18 protein-coding genes and 1 pseudogene are annotated in these 17,628 nt (G+C 62.7%); 12 read left to right on the top strand and 7 right to left on the bottom strand.

Features of this window, described 5'->3' with window-relative positions:
* The 5 genes from AX730_RS16460 to AX730_RS16440 form a co-directional block, all read left to right on the top strand.
* On the top strand, positions 1–467 hold a 467-nt coding region (locus tag AX730_RS16460), incomplete at its 5' end, for an energy transducer TonB (RefSeq protein WP_062358282.1).
* Between the two features lie 76 nt (positions 468–543).
* On the top strand, positions 544–1,293 hold the full coding sequence (gene exbB / locus AX730_RS16455; protein WP_062358281.1) for a TonB-system energizer ExbB: 750 nt from the start codon (positions 544–546) through the stop codon (positions 1,291–1,293).
* 46 nt (positions 1,294–1,339) lie between these two features.
* Positions 1,340–1,765, top strand: coding sequence for an ExbD/TolR family protein (locus tag AX730_RS16450; RefSeq protein ID WP_062358280.1), 426 nt, complete (start codon positions 1,340–1,342; stop codon positions 1,763–1,765).
* A 3-nt stretch (positions 1,766–1,768) separates the two neighbouring features.
* Positions 1,769–2,179 (top strand): ExbD/TolR family protein, encoded by a 411-nt coding sequence (locus AX730_RS16445; protein WP_062358279.1) that lies wholly within the window; start codon positions 1,769–1,771, stop codon positions 2,177–2,179.
* Positions 2,180–2,314: 135 nt separating this feature from the next.
* Positions 2,315–2,713: an ExbD/TolR family protein gene (locus AX730_RS16440; protein WP_062358278.1), complete on the top strand. Its 399-nt coding sequence runs from the start codon at positions 2,315–2,317 to the stop codon at positions 2,711–2,713.
* 30 nt (positions 2,714–2,743) lie between these two features.
* On the opposite strand, the gene AX730_RS16435 is transcribed toward AX730_RS16440, so the two are convergent.
* The 4 genes and pseudogenes from AX730_RS16435 to AX730_RS19600 all read right to left on the bottom strand — a co-directional run.
* Positions 2,744–3,511, bottom strand: a complete 768-nt coding sequence (locus AX730_RS16435) for a pyridoxine 5'-phosphate synthase (RefSeq protein ID WP_062358277.1) — start codon at positions 3,509–3,511, stop codon at positions 2,744–2,746.
* Complete coding sequence (locus AX730_RS16430) at positions 3,508–3,771, bottom strand: hypothetical protein (RefSeq protein ID WP_062358276.1); 264 nt, start codon at positions 3,769–3,771, stop codon at positions 3,508–3,510. The genes AX730_RS16435 and AX730_RS16430 overlap by 4 nt, the downstream gene beginning before the upstream one ends.
* A 66-nt stretch (positions 3,772–3,837) precedes the next feature.
* Positions 3,838–5,292, bottom strand: coding sequence for a cardiolipin synthase (cls, locus tag AX730_RS16425; protein WP_062358275.1), 1,455 nt, complete (start codon positions 5,290–5,292; stop codon positions 3,838–3,840).
* Positions 5,293–5,636: 344 nt separating this feature from the next.
* Positions 5,637–6,002, bottom strand: a pseudogene (locus AX730_RS19600) (transposase); the annotation flags it as partial.
* Positions 6,003–6,034: 32 nt separating this feature from the next.
* On the opposite strand from AX730_RS19600, the gene AX730_RS19595 reads away from it, so the two are divergent.
* A complete protein-coding gene (locus AX730_RS19595; RefSeq protein WP_198147231.1) occupies positions 6,035–6,346 on the top strand; it encodes a hypothetical protein in 312 nt (103 codons plus the stop codon).
* Here AX730_RS19595 and AX730_RS16410 read toward each other — a convergent pair.
* Entirely contained in the window at positions 6,336–7,271 is a 936-nt protein-coding gene (locus tag AX730_RS16410) for an alpha/beta fold hydrolase (protein WP_083538006.1), read from the bottom strand. The two genes, AX730_RS19595 and AX730_RS16410, sit on opposite strands and share 11 nt — an antisense overlap.
* Before the next feature lie 135 nt (positions 7,272–7,406).
* Between AX730_RS16410 and AX730_RS16405 the strand changes: the two genes are divergently transcribed.
* Positions 7,407–8,003 carry a CGNR zinc finger domain-containing protein gene (locus AX730_RS16405; protein WP_198147230.1) on the top strand — a complete coding sequence of 199 codons (597 nt, stop codon included), beginning with the start codon at positions 7,407–7,409 and terminating at the stop codon, positions 8,001–8,003.
* An 18-nt stretch (positions 8,004–8,021) separates the two neighbouring features.
* Here AX730_RS16405 and AX730_RS16400 read toward each other — a convergent pair whose 3' ends face one another.
* Positions 8,022–8,618: a TetR/AcrR family transcriptional regulator gene (locus AX730_RS16400; RefSeq protein ID WP_062358271.1), complete on the bottom strand. Its 597-nt coding sequence runs from the start codon at positions 8,616–8,618 to the stop codon at positions 8,022–8,024.
* Positions 8,619–8,744: 126 nt separating this feature from the next.
* Here AX730_RS16400 and AX730_RS19005 point away from each other — a divergent pair, with 126 nt between their 5' ends.
* From AX730_RS19005 to AX730_RS16380, 5 genes are all read left to right on the top strand, one after another.
* Complete coding sequence (locus tag AX730_RS19005; RefSeq protein ID WP_157074310.1) at positions 8,745–10,349, top strand: hypothetical protein; 1,605 nt, start codon at positions 8,745–8,747, stop codon at positions 10,347–10,349.
* A gap of 349 nt (positions 10,350–10,698) precedes the next feature.
* Positions 10,699–12,501, top strand: a complete 1,803-nt coding sequence (locus AX730_RS16395) for an amidohydrolase (RefSeq protein ID WP_062358270.1) — start codon at positions 10,699–10,701, stop codon at positions 12,499–12,501.
* Between the two features lie 84 nt (positions 12,502–12,585).
* The gene (locus AX730_RS16390) at positions 12,586–13,491 is read left to right on the top strand and encodes a helix-turn-helix domain-containing protein (RefSeq protein ID WP_062358269.1); all 906 of its coding nucleotides are present in this window, start codon (positions 12,586–12,588) and stop codon (positions 13,489–13,491) included.
* Between the two features lie 221 nt (positions 13,492–13,712).
* Positions 13,713–14,819, top strand: a complete 1,107-nt coding sequence (locus AX730_RS16385; protein WP_198147229.1) for an alpha/beta fold hydrolase — start codon at positions 13,713–13,715, stop codon at positions 14,817–14,819.
* A gap of 138 nt (positions 14,820–14,957) precedes the next feature.
* Positions 14,958–16,175, top strand: coding sequence for a multidrug effflux MFS transporter (locus AX730_RS16380; protein WP_062358268.1), 1,218 nt, complete (start codon positions 14,958–14,960; stop codon positions 16,173–16,175).
* A 37-nt stretch (positions 16,176–16,212) separates the two neighbouring features.
* Here AX730_RS16380 and AX730_RS16375 read toward each other — a convergent pair whose 3' ends face one another.
* Positions 16,213–17,619, bottom strand: coding sequence for an alginate export family protein (locus AX730_RS16375; protein WP_198147228.1), 1,407 nt, complete (start codon positions 17,617–17,619; stop codon positions 16,213–16,215).
* Positions 17,620–17,628 lie beyond the last annotated feature (9 nt).

Raw genomic sequence — 17,628 nt, 5'->3', positions numbered from 1 at the left:
CGCCACCACCGCCGCCACCGCCGCCGCAGGATACGCCGCCGCCGCCGGTCAAGAACCTTGCGCCACCGCGGACCACGCCGCTGCCGCCACCGCCGGAAGCACCGCCGGTTGACGTCGCCGAGCCGCGTCCGACCGACATCGTGACGCCACCGTCGCCGCCCGCTCCGCCGTCGCCGTCGCCGGACATCGGCGCCAGCGTCGACATCTCGTCGAAGAACATGAACCCGCCTCGCTATCCGCCCGCTGCTGCGCGCTCCGGTATCGAAGGCACGGTCATTCTGATCATCGACGTGGATGCTAACGGCAATGTCACCAACGTGTCGGTCGAGAAGTCCAGCCGCAATCGCGATCTCGACCGCGCCGCGATGGAGGCAGCACGCAAGTGGCGCTTCAACGCTTCCGTCGTCAATGGCCAGAAGGCTGCAGGCCGCGTCCGCGTGCCAGTGGACTTCAACATGGGTGGCTGATGCCCCATCAGGGCATCCACAGATTCCAACGTAACCCGCAACACTCTCAACCAACACTTATATAAAGGTAAGCGTCATGCTGCAGGAAATCCTTTTCGCCGCCGCCGCCGGGGGCAACAACGCCGCGAATGCCCTGTCGCAGATGGGCTTCGAGCACATGATCAGCGAAATGGTCAGCAAGCCGGGCGAGTTCATCGTCTCCTGGGTCGTGCTGCTCACCCTGGTCATCATGTCCGCCATGTCCTGGTACTGGACCGTCATCAACGTGCTGCGCAGCAGCCGCCTGAAGGGCCAGGCCGATCGCGTCACCAGCGCCTTCTGGGAAACCCCGAACGCGCAAGACGCCATCCGCCTGATGGAAGAACAGCCAAAGAACGAACCGTTCTCCAAGATCGCCCTCGACGCCGCCCAGGCCGCCGCGCACCACCAGCGTTCGGAAGGTTCGGGTGAGACGCTGAGCCGTTCGGAATTCGTCGACCGCGCCCTGCGTCAGGCCGTGACCCGCGAAAGCACCAACCTGCAGGGCGGCATGACGCTGCTCGCCACCGTCGGTGCGACCGCGCCGTTCGTGGGTCTGCTGGGTACGGTGTGGGGCATCTACGGCGCCCTGATCCGCATCGGCGCAACCGGCCAGGCCTCGATCGACGCCGTCGCCGGCCCGGTGGGTGAAGCGCTGATCATGACCGCCATCGGTCTGTTCGTCGCCATCCCGGCGGTGTTCGCCTACAACTTCTTCAGCAAGACGAATGCGGCCGTCATCGCCAAGTTCGACACGTTCGCGCATGACCTGCACGACTTCTTCGCCACCGGCTCGCGCGTTCGCTGAGCCGGCGGTACAAGCAGTCAACGCAACGTTCTAGACGGAGCCCGTCATGGCTTTCAGTAGTGGTAATAGCGGTGGCCCGATGGCCGAGATCAACGTCACTCCCCTCGTGGACGTGATGTTGGTGCTGCTGATCATCTTCATCATCACGGCGCCGCTGATGTCGCACAAGGTGAAGATTGACCTGCCCGAGACCCCCCAGATCGCAAAGGAAGATCCGGATGGTCCGAAGACCCCGCCGATCACCATCTCCGTCAAGGAGAATGGTGACCTGTACTGGGGCGACGAGCCGGTCAGCAAGGAAATCCTCGAGTCGCGACTGTCCAGCGTGGCCCAGCTGCAGCCGCAGCCGAAGCTCAACCTGCGCGGCGACAAGACGACCAAGATGGGTGTCATCGCGGACGTCACCAAGATCGCGCAGGGCCAGGGCATGCTGGATATCGGCTACGTGGCCACGAAAGAGAAGGGGCAGTAAGCCATGGCATTCAGCAGTGGTGGTAGCAAGGGCCCCATGGCCGACATCAACGTCACGCCTCTCGTGGACGTGATGCTGGTGCTCCTGATCATCTTCATCGTGACCGCGCCGATCATGACGTATCCGATCGAAGTGGCCCTGCCGCAGCGCGTGATCAACCCGCCGCCGCAGGTCAAGGAACCGCCGCCGCCGATCGAGCTTCGGATCGAGACGGACAACACGATCTACTGGAACAACAGCCCGGTAAGCGTGGCGGACCTGCAGCAACGGATGGAAAACGAAGTGCAGCGCGATCCGACCAACCAGCCGGAACTGCGCATTGAAGCCAAGTCGGAAGCGCATTACGAGGTGATGGCCAAGGTACTGGCCGCCGCCAAGAACGCGCAGATGCTGAAGATCGGTTTCGTGCAGTAACCCTGACGCGCAAACACACCTTTGAACGCCGCCCTCCAGGGCGGCGTTTTTTCTTTGGCGGAGAGGCGGCGACTTGCGCGGTTCCGGGGACGGGCGTAGCGTCAGGCACACGGTCCTGACAGAAGGAGGTGTGCCATGGCGTTCTCCGCTCCCGCAAGCCGTTCCGAACTGGCCGATATCAACATCACCCCGTTGGTGGACGTGATGCTGGTGCTGCTGGTCATCTTCATGGTCACCGCACCGCTGCTGTCTCGTCCGATCAACGTGATGCTCCCGCAACCGGTGCCACCGACGAAGTCGGTCGAGCCGTCCAATGATCTGGTGTTGAAGGTCGGGCTGGCAGGCAACTACACGCTTGACGACCGGGTGGTGACGCTGGCCGAGCTGCGTGCGCGGCTGGACGAAGCGCGTATCGACGATCCTCGGACCGTGCTTCAGGTCGAGACGTCCGACGGCGCCGACTACCAGCACCTGGTCAGCGCGCTCGCCCAAGCGCAGGCCAGCGGCATGGGCAACATCGTGATGAGGAACTGACGATCTTGCCAACACCAGGGCTGGCGTGATTCAGCCCTGGCCGTTGGAGGCGTCGTCCAGGATGTCGAGGTAGCGGCGAACAGTGGTCTCCAGGCCGGCGTACAGTGCCTCGCCGATCAACGCGTGGCCGATCGAGACTTCCAGCACAGCGGGAACTGTGGCCAGGAACTCGCGCAGGTTGTCCTGGCTGAGATCGTGCCCGGCATTCACGCCAAGCCCCAACATCTGCGCTTCGCGGGCGGTCCGTGTGCAGCGGGCGAGCTCGCCTGCTGCATCGCCTCGCGCAAGGGACTCGGCAAATGGCCCGGTATAGAGTTCGATACGGTCCGCGCCGAGCAACGCTGCTTTCTCCAGCCCTTCGCAACCGGCGTCGACGAACAGGCTGACCCGGCAGCCCATCGTCTTGAGCGCCACGACCAACGGATGCAAGCGCTCTGCATCGCGTGTGAAGTCGAAGCCGTGATCCGAAGTGATCTGTCCGTCACCGTCCGGCACCAGGGTCGCCTGTGCCGGCCTGACGGCGTCGCACAGGGCGAGGAACCCGGGATAGCCCTCGCGCGGTGGGGCGAACGGATTGCCTTCCAGGTTAAGTTCGACGCCGTGCGTGCGCGTCAGCGTCGATAGTGCGTAAACATCGTGGGTGCGGATGTGCCGCTGATCGGGCCGGGGGTGCACGGTGATGCCATGTGCACCGGCCGCCAGGCAGGTCCGTGCCGCGCGGACGACGTCGGGCTCGGCACCGCCACGCGAATTCCTGAGTACCGCGATCTTGTTGACGTTGACGCTGAGCAGGGTCACGGGGCCGGCGGCTCCGTCGGCGGTGTCGCTGCGATCCGGCGTGCTTCGGCCAACTCGCGTAGCCGACGCAGTTCCACGGGGTCGATCATCATCGAGGGGTCGCGACTCGTCTCGCCCAGGCGGCGCGCATGGCGGCCCATGATCCAGGCGACCAGCAAGCCCAGCGACGCCAGCATCAGGACGACCATCAGCGGCATCGATGTGGTGCGCACGGCCATGAACATGCAGCCGATCGCCATCAACAGGAAAAGCCAGTGCATCGTCCACCCCCGGGGCTTGATGGCCGCATCTTACCGCTTCCACCCGGGCTCAAAAACGGTCGCGCCTCACAGCAGTGGTGACATCAGTCGCGCGAGTGCCTCGGGCAAGCGGTGGCGCCAGAGCGAGCGCGACGGCTGGAGCCGCACCTGCTCGCTCGCGGCAATCTCGCCCTCCAGCCATTGCGCCAGCGTGCCGGCGACGCCGCGGTCGCGGAACATCATCGAGATCTCGAAGTTCAGGCGGAAGCTGCGATGGTCGAAGTTGGCGCTGCCGATGATCGCCAGCGCGTCGTCGCACAACAGTGCCTTGCTGTGCATCATCCGTGGTCCGTATTCATAGACCTTCACGCCCGCCGCCAGCAGTTCTTCGAAGTACGAGCGCGCCGCCAGCGTCACCAGACGCGAATCGCTGACCTTCGGCACCACCAGCCGCACATCCAACCCACCGAGGGCGGCCGACGTGAGCGCCATCCGGGCTGCTTCACCGGGCACGAAGTAGGGCGTCACCAGCCACACGCGTTGCCTGGCATCGTGGATCGCCGCGACCTTCGCGCGGTGGATCGGTTCCCACGCGGAGTCCGGCCCCGACACCAGCGCCTGCACGGCGATGCCGCCACGCACGTTCGCATCGCTCGCACTCCACAGGCGGGTACCCTGGAAATCCTTGCGCTGCTGTCCGGTTGCATATACCCAGTCCTCGACGAACACCTGCTGGATACTGCGCACGATCTCGCCTTCCAGGCGCAAGTGCAGGTCGCGGTAGGCATCGTCGCGCAGCGACTCGTCCTCCTCGTCGGTGACGTTGATGCCACCGGTGAAGGCGATACGCCCGTCGACCACGACGATCTTTCGATGCGTGCGCAGGTTCAGCCAGGGCCGCGTGAAGGGGCGGAACCGTGTCGGGTGGAACCAGGTGTACTCGCCGCCCGCCGCGACCAGCGCATTCAACGCGCGCTTCTTCAATCGGTTGGAACCCACGGCATCCAGCAGCAGCCGCACCTGCACGCCTTCGCGTGCCTTGACCGCCAACGCGTCGAGGATTCGCAGTCCGGTGCGGTCGCCGTTGAAGGTGTAGTACTCCAGGTGGATGTGGTTCTCCGCGAGCGCAATGGCGTCGAGAATGGCCTGGTAGGTTGCGCTACCGTCCACCAGCTGTTGCACGGACGTCGCGCTGGACGGCGGCAACCCGGTCGTCTTCTGCGCCAGCATCGGCAGTTCCGCGCTGTTGCCATCGCATGGTGCGAAGACCTCATAGCTCTCTACGCCCTCGCGTGAGCGGGTGCGCCGCAGCTGTTGCCGCTTGATCCGCTGGGGACCGAGCAGGAAGTAGATCAGGTAACCCACGTAGGGCAGCAGCGCAAGCGACAGCAGCCAGCTCAGGGTGGCCACCGGTTCGCGCTTCTGCAGCACGATCCACGCGGATAGCGGCACCAGGTAGAGCAGCCAAGCCAGCGTCACCCACCATTCCAGATGGGGAAGCGAAGAAAAAAAATCGCCCAAGGCGCCAAGAATGTCCTGCATCGGTGAATTCTATTCGGTGTCGCGCCACCTGCGGCGGTTGTAGCGTACCCCGCCGCCATGACAAGGAGCCGACCGGCCATCAAGGGCTGGGGTTCCACTGGCCAACTGCCGGGCCGGTTCGCCGTGACCACGCCGGAAACGGCCGATGATGGCTGACACGAGGCCGACACCGAGGGCGACATCGTTTCGTCTCCGCAGACCAAGGTCATCGAAGAGGTCGCGCGCAGCGTCATCACCCGCAACCGGTCGCCGGACATCCCGTTCGATCAGTCGCTGAATCCCTACCGGAGTTGTGAGCACGGAACACGAACAATAAGAGCGTTCACCAGCACACAAGACTGGAGTTATCGGGATCCAGTAGACACCTGAGCGTCGGTGTCGATGCGCCGCCTCGAACTCGATGGGACTGACGCCACCGAGATGGCGGTGTCGACGGATCGGATCGCGAAGCCTTCGCCACCAACCAGCCTTTCGGGCAAGCAGCGTTCCAGCACACTCTCAAACACGAAGCGCAGGGTGTCGTTATCGCGGAACCGACCGCGCCGGCTCTTCGAGAAGGTCGAATGATCCGGCACCGGATCCTCCAGGACCGGTCGACAGAACCAGCGGTACGCCAAGTTCAGAAGGATGTCCTCGCACGGCCGACGCTCGGAGCGGACGCCAAAGCAATGGCCCACGATCAGCATCCGGATCAGTAGAGCAGGATCAAGGGAGGGACGGTGTGGCTGTAGTGCGGCGCGAGATGTTGGTGCAACTCGCTCAAATAGAGGAACTGGTCGATACCGCGACGCAGGTGGTTCGCTGGGTCGTGATTTTCGAGATTGAACGCGTAGAACAGTGGGACCTGCCCGGCTTCCTGGCGTCCCATCATCGCGTCTACTTCCGCTCGAACAATGGGACGTCAGTGGACCAGCTTCGGATGACCGATTCAACCGCGCTTTGTTTTGGAATAGGCCAGAAGCGGACATCGGTCCGATACGGCGATGGCATCCTTGCCAAGCAAGGGGTGGTTACGTCCAGAGCCCGCCTCTCTGCTGCCCGGTTTATCGCCTGATGTTGCGATCCAGGAACTCGAGCATGCGCGTCGCGATCTCGCCGCCATGCGTCTCGATGGCGAAATGGCCCGTGTCGAGGAAACGCACCTCGGCCGTAGGGTTGTCTCGCCTGTAGGCCTCGGCACCGGCGGGGATGAAGAACGGATCGTTCCTGCCCCAGATCGCCAGCGTCGGCGGCTGGTACTGGCGGAAGAACGCGTGCAGCTGCGGGTACTGCTTCACGTTGCTACCGTAGTCCAGCAGCAGGTCGATCTGCGGCTCCTCGCCGATGCGTGCGATCGCGGCGGACGCCAGTTCGTAGCTCTCCGGCGCGACCAGGGATGTATCGCGGACACCTTCGGTGTACTGCCACTTGATCATGTCCGGCGTGTTGAAGCGGCGCAGCGCTTCGCGGTTCTCGGCGGTCGGCGCAGCCCACGCCTTGCGCATGTCGGCCCAGCCGGCGCTCAGCCCTTCTTCGTAGGCATTGCCGTTCTGGCTGACGATGGCGGTGATCTTGGTCGGGTTCGCCACGGCCAGGCGCCAGCCGACCGGCGCGCCATAATCGAACACGTAGAGCGCATACCGATCCAGGCCCTGCTCGACGGTGAAGGCGTCGATGACCGAGGCCACGTTGTCGAACGTGTAGTCGAACGCGATGCCGGGCTTCACGGTGGTCTGCCCGAAGCCGGGAAGGTCGGGCGCGATCACGCGGTAGCGCTTCGCCAGCACCGGGATCAGATCGCGGAACATGTGCGACGAGGCGCCGAAGCCGTGAAGCAGGAGCACGGCTGGGGCGTCCGCCGGTCCGGCTTCGCGGTAGAAGATGCTGACGCCCTGGATGTCGGCGGTGCGGTAGTGGACTTGCGCGGCGGGCTCGGCGGCGGCGGCGGGTAGCGCGCTGCCCAGCGTGGCAGCGGCAAACAGAAGGCTTTTGAGGATCATGACGGGTTCTCGTAAGGAGGGGTGGGGGGGTAGAAGTAACCTTTATAACTTCATTTAAGGGGTTACTTTGATGCAGCCTGCTCCCTTTGTGATAACCTGTCAATAGTCATTTTAGAGGTTACTCCCATGAGCGTCGTGGCGTCCCCAGACGGTGCCGGCGGCATCGATGCCCCCCAGGTGGGCGACCACTTGGCGCTGGACCTGCTCAACACCGAGGCCCGCTACCAGGGCCATGTGATGGATTTCTGGACCACGGGCGAGGCGGTGCACCGATGGCTGGTGCGCCAGGGCGTCGCAACCTCGGACGCGCGCGTGGAGATCCTGGCGGACCTGCTGGTCCGTGGCCGTGCACTGAGGGTGGCGGTGCGCGAGGCGATCGCCGCCCGCAAGGCCGGTGGTCCCGTGGCTGTCGATATCCTCAACGACTACCTGCAGGCCTACGAGACATCGCCGCTGCTGCAGCGCGACGACACGGGCGCGATGGTGCTGGTCCGCGTGCCGCGGGGCGACGCCACGGCGTCGTTGCTCGGTCCGGTGGCTGAAGCCGCGGCCGAGCTACTCGTGGAAGGCGACTTCGCCCTGGTCAGGCAGTGCGAGCACCCGGACTGCATCCTGTGGTTCTACGACCGCACCAAATCCCACAAGCGGCGCTGGTGCAGCATGGCCCAGTGCGGCAACCGGCATAAGGCAACTCTTTACAGAGAGCGGAAGAACATGCCATCACCCACCTAGATCCTGTGGTGATCGTAGCTACTGCTTGGGTTCAACGGTTGGCCAAGTCGAAAGCGCATGGTTCGCAACAGCCTCGAGCACATCACGGGTAAACCCTGCCTTGGCTTGAATGGCCAAGCCATGAAGCACTGCGCAAATGAAGGTAGCGAGCACGGCTGAGTTTGCTGACTTGGGTAGATCACCCTCGCTCCTGGCTCGCTCGAAGCGTTCACGAAGGATGGCTTCTCCGGTAGCGCGCGCTTCAATCAGCGTATTTCGAATGACCTCGGAGTCATCCGTTCCGGCGATTGCGCCATGGACCACCAAGCATCCCTTTCGGTCGGAATAGCGCGTGTTGAGCTCGATCGCCCCCAGCAGAACGCGCTGTGCAACTTCTCGCGAGGTGGCTAGCTCCACCGCGGCGGGGAAGAATGCCAGATAAAGATCGTAGTACCGCTCCAACGCACGCTTGAACAGGGCCTCCTTGTTTCCAAACGCCGAGTACAGTGCCGGACGCTCTACCCCGGTGGCCTGCGTGAGATCGGTATAGGACGTTCCTTCGTAACCCTTGCGCCAGAACACGTGCAGCGCCGCGTCAAGCACTTCGTCGACGTCGTACTGGCGATGGCGACCCATCAGTTCAGCTCCTGATTCGTAACGAGCGATATTAAACGCTTGACACCCACAGCCCCCTAAAATAACGTTCAGTAGCATAACGCCCGTTACTTAAAGTAATCGCCGCTACTGTCGGGTGCATCGACTGTGAAGAACATTGGCGTCATGGATCAAGGTTCGAAAGGCTGCCACGGAGGGCGGCAACCCCGTGGCTCTTACGGCAAGAGCGCGCGTAGGCTGATTCAAGTGTGCCGGCCTTTCCTCGGCCCGATCCGTCGCCGGTGTGTGGTCTCGGTGTTCGTAGCCCTAGCCGGGCTTGTCATCGGCAATGCAGCAGCGTCGACGAAAGAAGCCGCCGGCGCTGCCCCGTCTGTCGAGTACTGGCGCAAGAAGACCGATACAGATCTAGCCGCGTTTGCGGCTGCGCTGAGGGACAACTACATCTACGCGGCTTATCCAGACCCTGAGGAATGGAATAGGCAGTTCGGCCAGACACTTGCCACGGTGGAGGCTGGGCTACCGCTCGTCCAGGACGAGGCCGGGTATCAAGCCGTCCTGCAACATCTGGCCGCAACGCTACAAGATTCACACGTGGGCATTCGCTTCGCGCAAACACCGGCCCAGCTCTCGAACTGGCCAGGCTTTCTGGCGAGGTTTGATGGTACTTCCTATCGCGTAGCTTCTTCTCGGCGCTCAGGCATCAGCGAGGGCGCTGAAATATCGTCGTGCGATGGGAGGGCCATGTCGTGGTGGGTGTCAAAAATTGCACGACTCGAAGTTGGGCTTCCGGACACCTTGGAAGTGTCACGAAACGCCGTTGCATTAAGACTCTTCGTTGATCGTGGTAGCCCGCTGCGGCCAAGACCGGTGCATTGCGTGATCGACAACCGCTCGGTAAGGCTGGATTGGACGGCTGCTCCCCTGAAGGAGCTCGGCCCACTCGTGCGTTCTTGGGAGGGATCGAGCAAGCCGGAAGCAAGCACGCGCCTGGTCGGCAGCAATGGCGCTTGGGTAAGGCTGGGCTACTTCTATCCCGCCAGCGCTCAACAGGCAAAGGATTTTTACGCAGCGATAGAAGCAGCGCCAACATTAAGGGACAAGCGCTTCATCATTCTGGATGTACGCGGCAATGGCGGCGGCCCCTATAACTGGTTCATGGCCTACCTGCGCGGTCTGTATGGAGAAGACTATGCCGACCATCATGCAACAGCACGACTTCATGTTCGCGGTGTCTACCGATTGTCACCGGCCTACATCGAAGTTGCTCGGGCCATGAAAAAAGTGTCGATGGCATATGAAGAGCCGGCTGATCCGCCTTACGAAATCAATGAGCTCGCCGATGCCGAGATTGAAGGTGAAGCTATCCTGGCTGGAAAGCCTCTACATCGTTCAACGCCGCTAACACTCCCCGAAAGAGGCCCTGCACCGGCAAATCCGGTGACCGCGAACGTCTACGTGCTCACTGACTACGGCTGCGGCAGTGCCTGCATCGCATTTGTTGACGAACTGAAACTTTTCCCTGGTGTGCGGCACATTGGGCTATCGACCTTTGTGGATAGCCGCTCGGGCACTCCCATCGAAGTCAAGCTCCCAAGCGGGCAAGCCACTGTAATGGTCGCTGCAATGACGCGGGACGGGCGTATCCGAGGCGACAACGTGCCGCAGATCCCAACTGTACGATTTGACGGTGATATTCGCGACGATGAAGAAGTTGAGCGTTGGGTCCTTCAGCACGCTCTGTTTGATGAATAGGCTTCATCCGGTAGTAGCGCCGGCATGGAGATCATATTGAATCGCGGGAACCCGGGACTTTGCCGGGCATCAGCAACTCTGGCTAGGTGGCCCCAGACTGCTCGCGGATCTACGGTCAGGAGTCGCCAGCAAGGAATCAAACCGCAAGATCCGCATTCTCTCCGCAATATCAGCGACGAACCGTGTGACGTGACCAGCCATAGTCACGCTAGGCGAAATCGCTGTACTACTTCCAGCTACCAATAGCGGTTCCGCCTTCGCACGACCCGCGACTCAGCGGCACGTGTGACCAAAAATTTGGTAGTAGCACGGGTGCGGACTTGCACCCTCTCGCGGCGGAGGAGCTGAAATGATTGGACGATTGATGGGTGCGTTGCTAGCTATCCACTTGGCTTCGGAAGTCAAGGCGCAGCCCGAGCACGAAAAGCCGGGCGCGGACCTGATCGTACTCAATGCCAGGATCTTCACGGGAAATCTGGCTCAGCCTGACGCAACGGCCTTGGCTGTGAAAGACGGTCGAATCTATGCCGTAGGCTCAGATGCGGATGCTATCGGCCTGAAGAACGAACGTACACGCCTCATCGATGCGGGTGGTCGCAGGTTGATCCCGGGCATCAGCGACGCCCACACACATGTACTCAATGAAAGCAGCTATACGTACAACGTCCGATGGGACGGCGTGCCAACGTTGAAGCGGGCACTGGAGATGCTCAGTGAACAGGCTGCACGCACGCCGACCGGTCATTGGGTGAAAGTGATTGGGGGCTGGTCGCCGTATCAGTTCGAGGAAAACCGACTTCCCACCGTGGCGGAACTGCGCAAGGCAGTGCCCCGTCACCCTGCAATAGTTCAATACGCCTATAACCGCGCCATCATGAACGAGCCGGCGATGAAGGCGCTGGGTGTGGGCACGGACCGCTTTCCGCAGCTGCCTGGCACCGAATTCGAGAAAGACGCCCAGGGCAAATACACGGGCGTGGTTCATGGCTTTACGTTCACCTTCATTGCTTTGGAGACCATGGTTCCACAGCCTTCCTCCGAAGAGAAGGTGAGCGCTCTTGTTCATGCCATCCATGATTTGAACCGCTTTGGCATCACGTCCGTCATAGATGCGGGAAACAGGGGCTACCCCCTCGCGCAGGGAATCGTCGACCAACTTGCACGCGACAATCGTCTCAACGTGCGCATGCCGTTTGTCGACATGCAGTTTGGTGACGGCTCACCCATCAACATGGTCGATGCGCAGATCGAGGCAATAACCAAGAAAGGGCCGATCAGTCCAGGCTACAACCTACATCCCACGTTGGCATATGGTCATGTATACCGCGGTGCCGGTGAAGTGCTGCAACTTGAAGTCCACGATCACGAAAACTTTGACCGACCGGCGGTGATCATCGATCCTGAGCAGATGCGGCGGCATGTCCAAGAGAATGTTTCCAAGCTGGTACAGCGACGCATTCCCTTCCGTATGCATATCAGTTATGACGAGAACATCACGCCGTTCCTTGATGCGCTCGAGAAGATGAACGAAACGATTCCGCTCGACGGCCTGCGGTGGAGCCTGGAACATGCCGAAACGATCAGTCCACACAACATCCGCAGGGTGAAAGCGCTGGGCGGCGGCGTGGCCCTGGATCCCAAAATGGCGCTGCACGGAGACGGTTTCATCAAAACCCACGGTCGCAAGATGGCGCTGCAAACACCACGCCTGCGCGAACTCGTCGCTAGCGGAATTCCCTTGGCAATGAGCACGGATGCCTATCGTGCAGCAACGTACAATCCTTGGATCGGTATCAGCTGGATGGTCTCCGGAAAATCGGTCTCGGGCTCAGAAGTATTGGCTGAAGACAATCGTCTCTCCCGTGCCGAGGCGCTGAAACTTTTCACGAGCGGCGCGGCCTGGTTCATGAATACGGAATCAGAAATGGGCCGGATCGCCCCGGGCAACCTGGCGGATTTTGCTCTGTTGGACAGGGACTACTTCACGATCCCCGAAAACCAGATCGGATCCGTCTCGTCGGTGTTGACCGTCATGGACGGCAGGGTGGTATTCGGTACGCAGGAGTTCGAAGGGTTCGGCCCGTCGCTGCCCGATATCCTGCCTGCCTGGTCACCCATCAAGCATCTGGGTGGGTACGACAGCGCCAGGTAGTCGTACGTCAAATCCCGAGCCGAGTGACAATCTGTATCAGTGTGCGTGCCGCGGTATCTGTTCACCCGAGCTGGAGAAGGAACCATGCCTACCAACGCCTCGTTCACTCAGTGGTACGGCCAAGGGCAACAAGCCTCTTATGTGCGGACGAGGAAATCCCCCGGGGGCATTCTCGATCTTTACGACGTGGCGCGCCCGGCAGGTGACATGTCCCATCCGCCATTGGCCGATCTGGTCCTGTACCAGGATCAGATCGGCGGCAGCCGTGTCATAGGCAACTCGGGAGGCGGGCACTACAACGTCAAGAGCGAGAAGGGTGCGTTCTTTCTCGCCGCCCCCAACTTCGCGAATACGGCTTCGGTTGACAGCAGCCATCAGCTCCGGAGCTTGTCCTTTCCCGTACTGCAATGGCAGAAGGTGCTCGAGGATGCCGTCGACGGTGAGTTCACGGTGGAATGCCTGCAACTCTACCGGGGCTCATTCCACGCGCCATCCATCCGATCGGCACTGCGCAACCTTTGGGCCTTGAGCGAAGAAGAAGGCGCACCGTCACGCCTGCTGGCCAGGGCCGCCGGCTGCGAGATTCTCGCCGAACTGTGTCGACTGAGTGGCGCTCCGTTCGTCGAGATCAAAGGTGGGCTCGCCTCGGGTTCGCAGCGACGCTGTCTCGAGTTGATGCACGCGCGGCTCTCGGAAGACATCAGCCTCGACGAACTGGCGGCCGAGGCGCAGCTTTCGCCTTTCCACTTCGCGCGCATGTTCAAGCAAAGCCTGGGCGTTCCGCCCAGGGTCTATCTGACGCAACTGAGAATGGAGAAGGCCTGTGAGCTTCTGGAGCTGACAGAGCTGTCGGTGACGGCGATTGCCCACGAGGTGGGCTACTCGTCCAATCAGGTACTTGCGAGGATTTTCTTCAAGCATCGGCGTGTGAGTCCATCCGACTATCGCCGGAGTGTTCGCGAACAGACGCTTTCCCGCACCACGCAGTAGCGTTCCACTGGATCGGTTCGACGGTTGGCCACGCGCGCCGCCTGCCGATCCGGCTGGTTCGATCAACAAGCATGCAGCCCTATCAGGCTTTGCGCGGTGTGGCGCAGGGCGTGCTGATCACGATGCATCTGCACCAGAGCCGTACCACCCCCAGCGCCGAGTAGTGCGCTGCGATGAACCGCGGGTGGGTGATCCGTAATTCATTCCACAGGACGTCAGCCATGACTATCGATATGCCCCCCAGCCTTCGCGCAACACCGCTCCAGGACACCGGCCGCCTCTCGTCCCGGCGCGATTTCCTTCGAAGCGCTGCCCTCCTCGGTCTTTCTCTCGGGCTGGCCCCTGCGTTGGGATGGGCGACCGAGCGCGCAACGGCGTGGCCCGTCCGTCGACGGATGGTGGATGCCATCGATGGAAAGTTCCACGTCATGGAGCAGGGCGAGGGGCCGGCAGTCCTGTTCTGCCACGGTTTCCCCGATACCGCAGAGACCTGGCGGAGTCAGATGCAGGCCGTGGCCGAGGCGGGTTACAGGGCCGTGGCGCTCGACATGAGGGGATACGGCCAGAGCTTCGCGCCGGAAGATCCCAACCTTTACACCGCTCTCCATATCACCGGCGATCTGGTCGGCGTGCTCGACGCCCTCTCCATCGATAACGCGGTCATTGTCGGTCACGACTGGGGCGCCTTCCATTCGCAGCTTGCCGCGCTCATGCGGCCGGACCGCTTCCGCGGGCTCGTAAGCATCAGTATCCCGTTCGCGCCACGAGGGAAGATCAATCCTTGGCAGTCGTTGCGCGACAGCGGGCTGGGCGATCGCTACTACGCCTTCGAACTCGCAGCACCAGGTGCGGATGCGCTGTTCGCCAACGCCGAACAAGCGATTCCGAGCATTCTCTACTGGCTTTCCGCGAGTCCCGAGCCGGCACTGCGATGGAATCCACTGGATCCGCAGCTCCATATGCTGAGGCCGGCGCCGGTCGGCGTCCCTGACTGGGCCGATCCTGCCTACGTCCGCCACACCATCGAGGCCTTTGAACGCACCGGGTTCCGCGGCGGATTGAGCTACTACACCGCCTACGCGAGAACCTTCGAGTTGATGGCAGCTTACAAGGATGCAGTCATTCGACAGCCATCGCTCTATATCTGGGGAGCAGCGGACGGGCTATGCCAGATGTTCCACCCCGAGACGCCCACCCTGGCAGCGCTACGTGAGGCCCAGCCCAACCTCGTGGACCAGATCCGACTGGAGAACGTCGGGCACTGGGTACAGCACGAGGCGGCGGACCAGGTAAACGACGCCCTGATCGCCTTCCTTGCAAAGGCCTGAAGACAGGCACCTGACGCAGTGAACGCCGCCTGGTCCTGACCAGGACCTGCCCGCCCGTTCGACATTCATACGGCAGCGCGCGCTTGCGGGTGCCGCTTGGCGGCATGCATCACCCATATTCAATGCCAGGACTATCTCATGCGCGACTCCCTGTTCCGGATGGCATTCGTGTTGGGCCTGCTGACGGCCGTCGGCCCTTTCGCGATCGACATGTACCTTCCGGCCCTGCCCGCGATGGCTGGCGACCTGGCGACCACCGAGTCCGTTGCGACCCTGACGCTGGCGATCTACTTTCTGTCGTTCGGGCTGGCGCAGATGATCTATGGCCCGTTGTCCGATGCCATGGGGCGCAAGCGCCCGATGATCATCGGCGCCTTGATTTTCACCGTGGCCTCGATCGCCGCCGGATGTGCTCCTTCAATCGACTGGCTCATCGCGGCTCGCGCGGTGCAAGGTTTCGGGGCGGCAGCGCTGATGGTGGTTCCACGTGCGGTAATCCGCGATGTGGCCAGTGGACCGGCGGCGGCACGCGCCATGGCCGCGATCATGATGGTGCTGTCCATTTCTCCGCTGCTCGCGCCACTGGCAGGCTCGATGGTGCTCGCATGGAGCAGCTGGCGCGGGATCTTCCTGATACTGGCGATGGCGTCATTGCTCAGCCTGCCATTGATCCAGTTCGCTCTGCCCGAGACGCTGTCGTCCATTCACCAACGGCCGGTGCGCGTTGCGCCGATCTGGGCAGGCATCAAGCGCCTGCTGTCGGACCGTCGCTTCATGGGACTGACGATGATGGCCGCGTTCGGAATCGCCAGCCTGTTCGTATTCATCTCAGCGGCCAGCTTCGTCTACAGCCAGCAGTACGGCCTCAGCCCTACCGAATTCTCATTCGCCTTCGCGGCCAACGCCGTGGGCTTCTTCATCGCCTCCCAGTTCGCCGGCCGCCTGTCGGAACGATTCGGGATGGGCCGGGTGATTTCGTGGGCGGTGACCGGCCTGGCCATGTGTTCGCTGGTCCTTGCCGGCGTGATCTGGATGGGTCTGGACACCTTGCCCGTACTGATGGCGGGACTGGGTCTGGTGTTCACCTGCCTGGGGCTGGTGGTGCCGACGGCGATGGTGATGTCGCTGGACCCGCACCCCGACATCGCGGGACTCGCAGCATCGATTGGCGGCAGCGCACAGATGGTGACCGGCGCCGTGATGATCGCGCTGAGCAGTCCTTTCGTGGACAGCAGTGCCCTGACCATGACGGCGGCCATCGCCGTGTGCACCTGCCTGGCGTGGGTAGCTTCGACGCTATCGAAAGCGCTGGGGGATCCGCATACGCGCATCGCTCCGGTGCCGGACAGACATTGAGCGCAACACCACTCGCCACCGCCGGCACTCGTTGACATCAGAATCGGTACTGCACAGTGAGGCTGATGAGGCTGAGCGCATCGTCGGCTCCTGTTTCGCGCAGGAACGCGCCAGGCCGCGCATAGGCGACGACGGCGCTCGACGACCAGCCCGGCGCCGGCGCCCACGTGGCTCCGACAGAGGCGATGGTCGCCACGTAGCGGGCGCGGCTGTCGCCTACGGGACTGATCAGCATGCCGTTGGGCGAGTACACGCCGTCGCGGGTGCTGTAACGCCAGAAGAAGTCCAGGCTGGCGCTCATTCGGACCCGGGGCCCGACCTGCAGGGCCAATGCCGGGTGAATGTTGAAGAAGTTGCGTGGCCCGAGCGTCGCTTCATCGCCGAAATAGTTGCCGCGCGGATAGAGGGGATTGAGGGTGCCGAGGCGGTCGTCGTCGGGATCGCTGTCGCCGCTTGCGACCGCGACAAGCAGCGCGAGCCGCGGCCGTCCGACGACATCATCGAAGGTGTAGCCCGTATCGGTAGCCAGCGACCAGGCGCGAATGTCGTCATCGCCGAACCGCCCACCCTGTACCAGGGACTCCCAGTTCCAGTCCCAGCCATGGCGGCCGCCGAAAGCACGGGCACCGAGCGACCAGCGGCGCTCATGCGATACCCCCTGGACGTAGCGGGAAACCGTGTCTTCGAAGTGCAGCACGTACACGTCCCAGGACGTCGCACCTCCGTTGCGGGTCGCATAGACGCCACGCAGTGCCTGCGTCTGCGAGCGGGCGTCGTCGAAGCTGCCCGGTCGGCTCAATCGTGGTGCCGCGGCGAAGGCATCAACGCGCCAGGCGCCGCTGCTCACATGGAGGCGTACGGCGTCAAAGCTGCGTCTTACGTTGGGACCTTCGCGCGCGTCGATGCCGCGCCCGGATCCGAACTGCAGCTCCTGGATGCCGGCGCGCACGCCGACGCCATCCTGGCCTTCCATCGCCGATCGCCATTCGACGAACAGATTGGTGGGGTCGAGCCGGTTCTCATCCACCGGTGACGGGCCTCCAGCGCGGCCGTTGGCGCGGGAGCTGGCCAACTGCGCGAATCCGCGCCAGTGTTCGCCCAGACTGAGGTTGGCAAATGCTGAATGACGCTGCATCAGCACGCCCCAGGCGTCCTGAGGCACCAGACCGTAGCGGGGATTTTCGGCGTACTCGTAGCGCCAACGGAGATCGCCGCCAACACTCAGGCGGGCGTGCGCCCCGACGGGAAGGTTCTTCCAGCACCCGGCGCGACGGTCCTCCGCGCACGCCTCATGCTGTGCCTTGAAGTCGTCGTCGAACCGCAGCGGCCGGAACTGGGCCATCGCGGTCTCTGTCGCGAGCGCCAGGGAGAGGCCAATCCACGCCGTGTGAACCCCAAGTGCGCGCATCGTCGACCGGGGGTGGTTTCCGGATACATCCATCATCGCGTACCC

Origin of the sequence: Pseudoxanthomonas mexicana, from assembly GCF_001556105.1 — a bacterium.
In the GTDB taxonomy this organism is placed as follows: Bacteria; Pseudomonadota; Gammaproteobacteria; order Xanthomonadales; family Xanthomonadaceae; genus Pseudoxanthomonas_A; species Pseudoxanthomonas_A mexicana_A.
The sequence above is the reverse complement of the archived record's forward strand: the minus strand, read 5'-3'. Positions and strand labels throughout refer to the sequence as shown.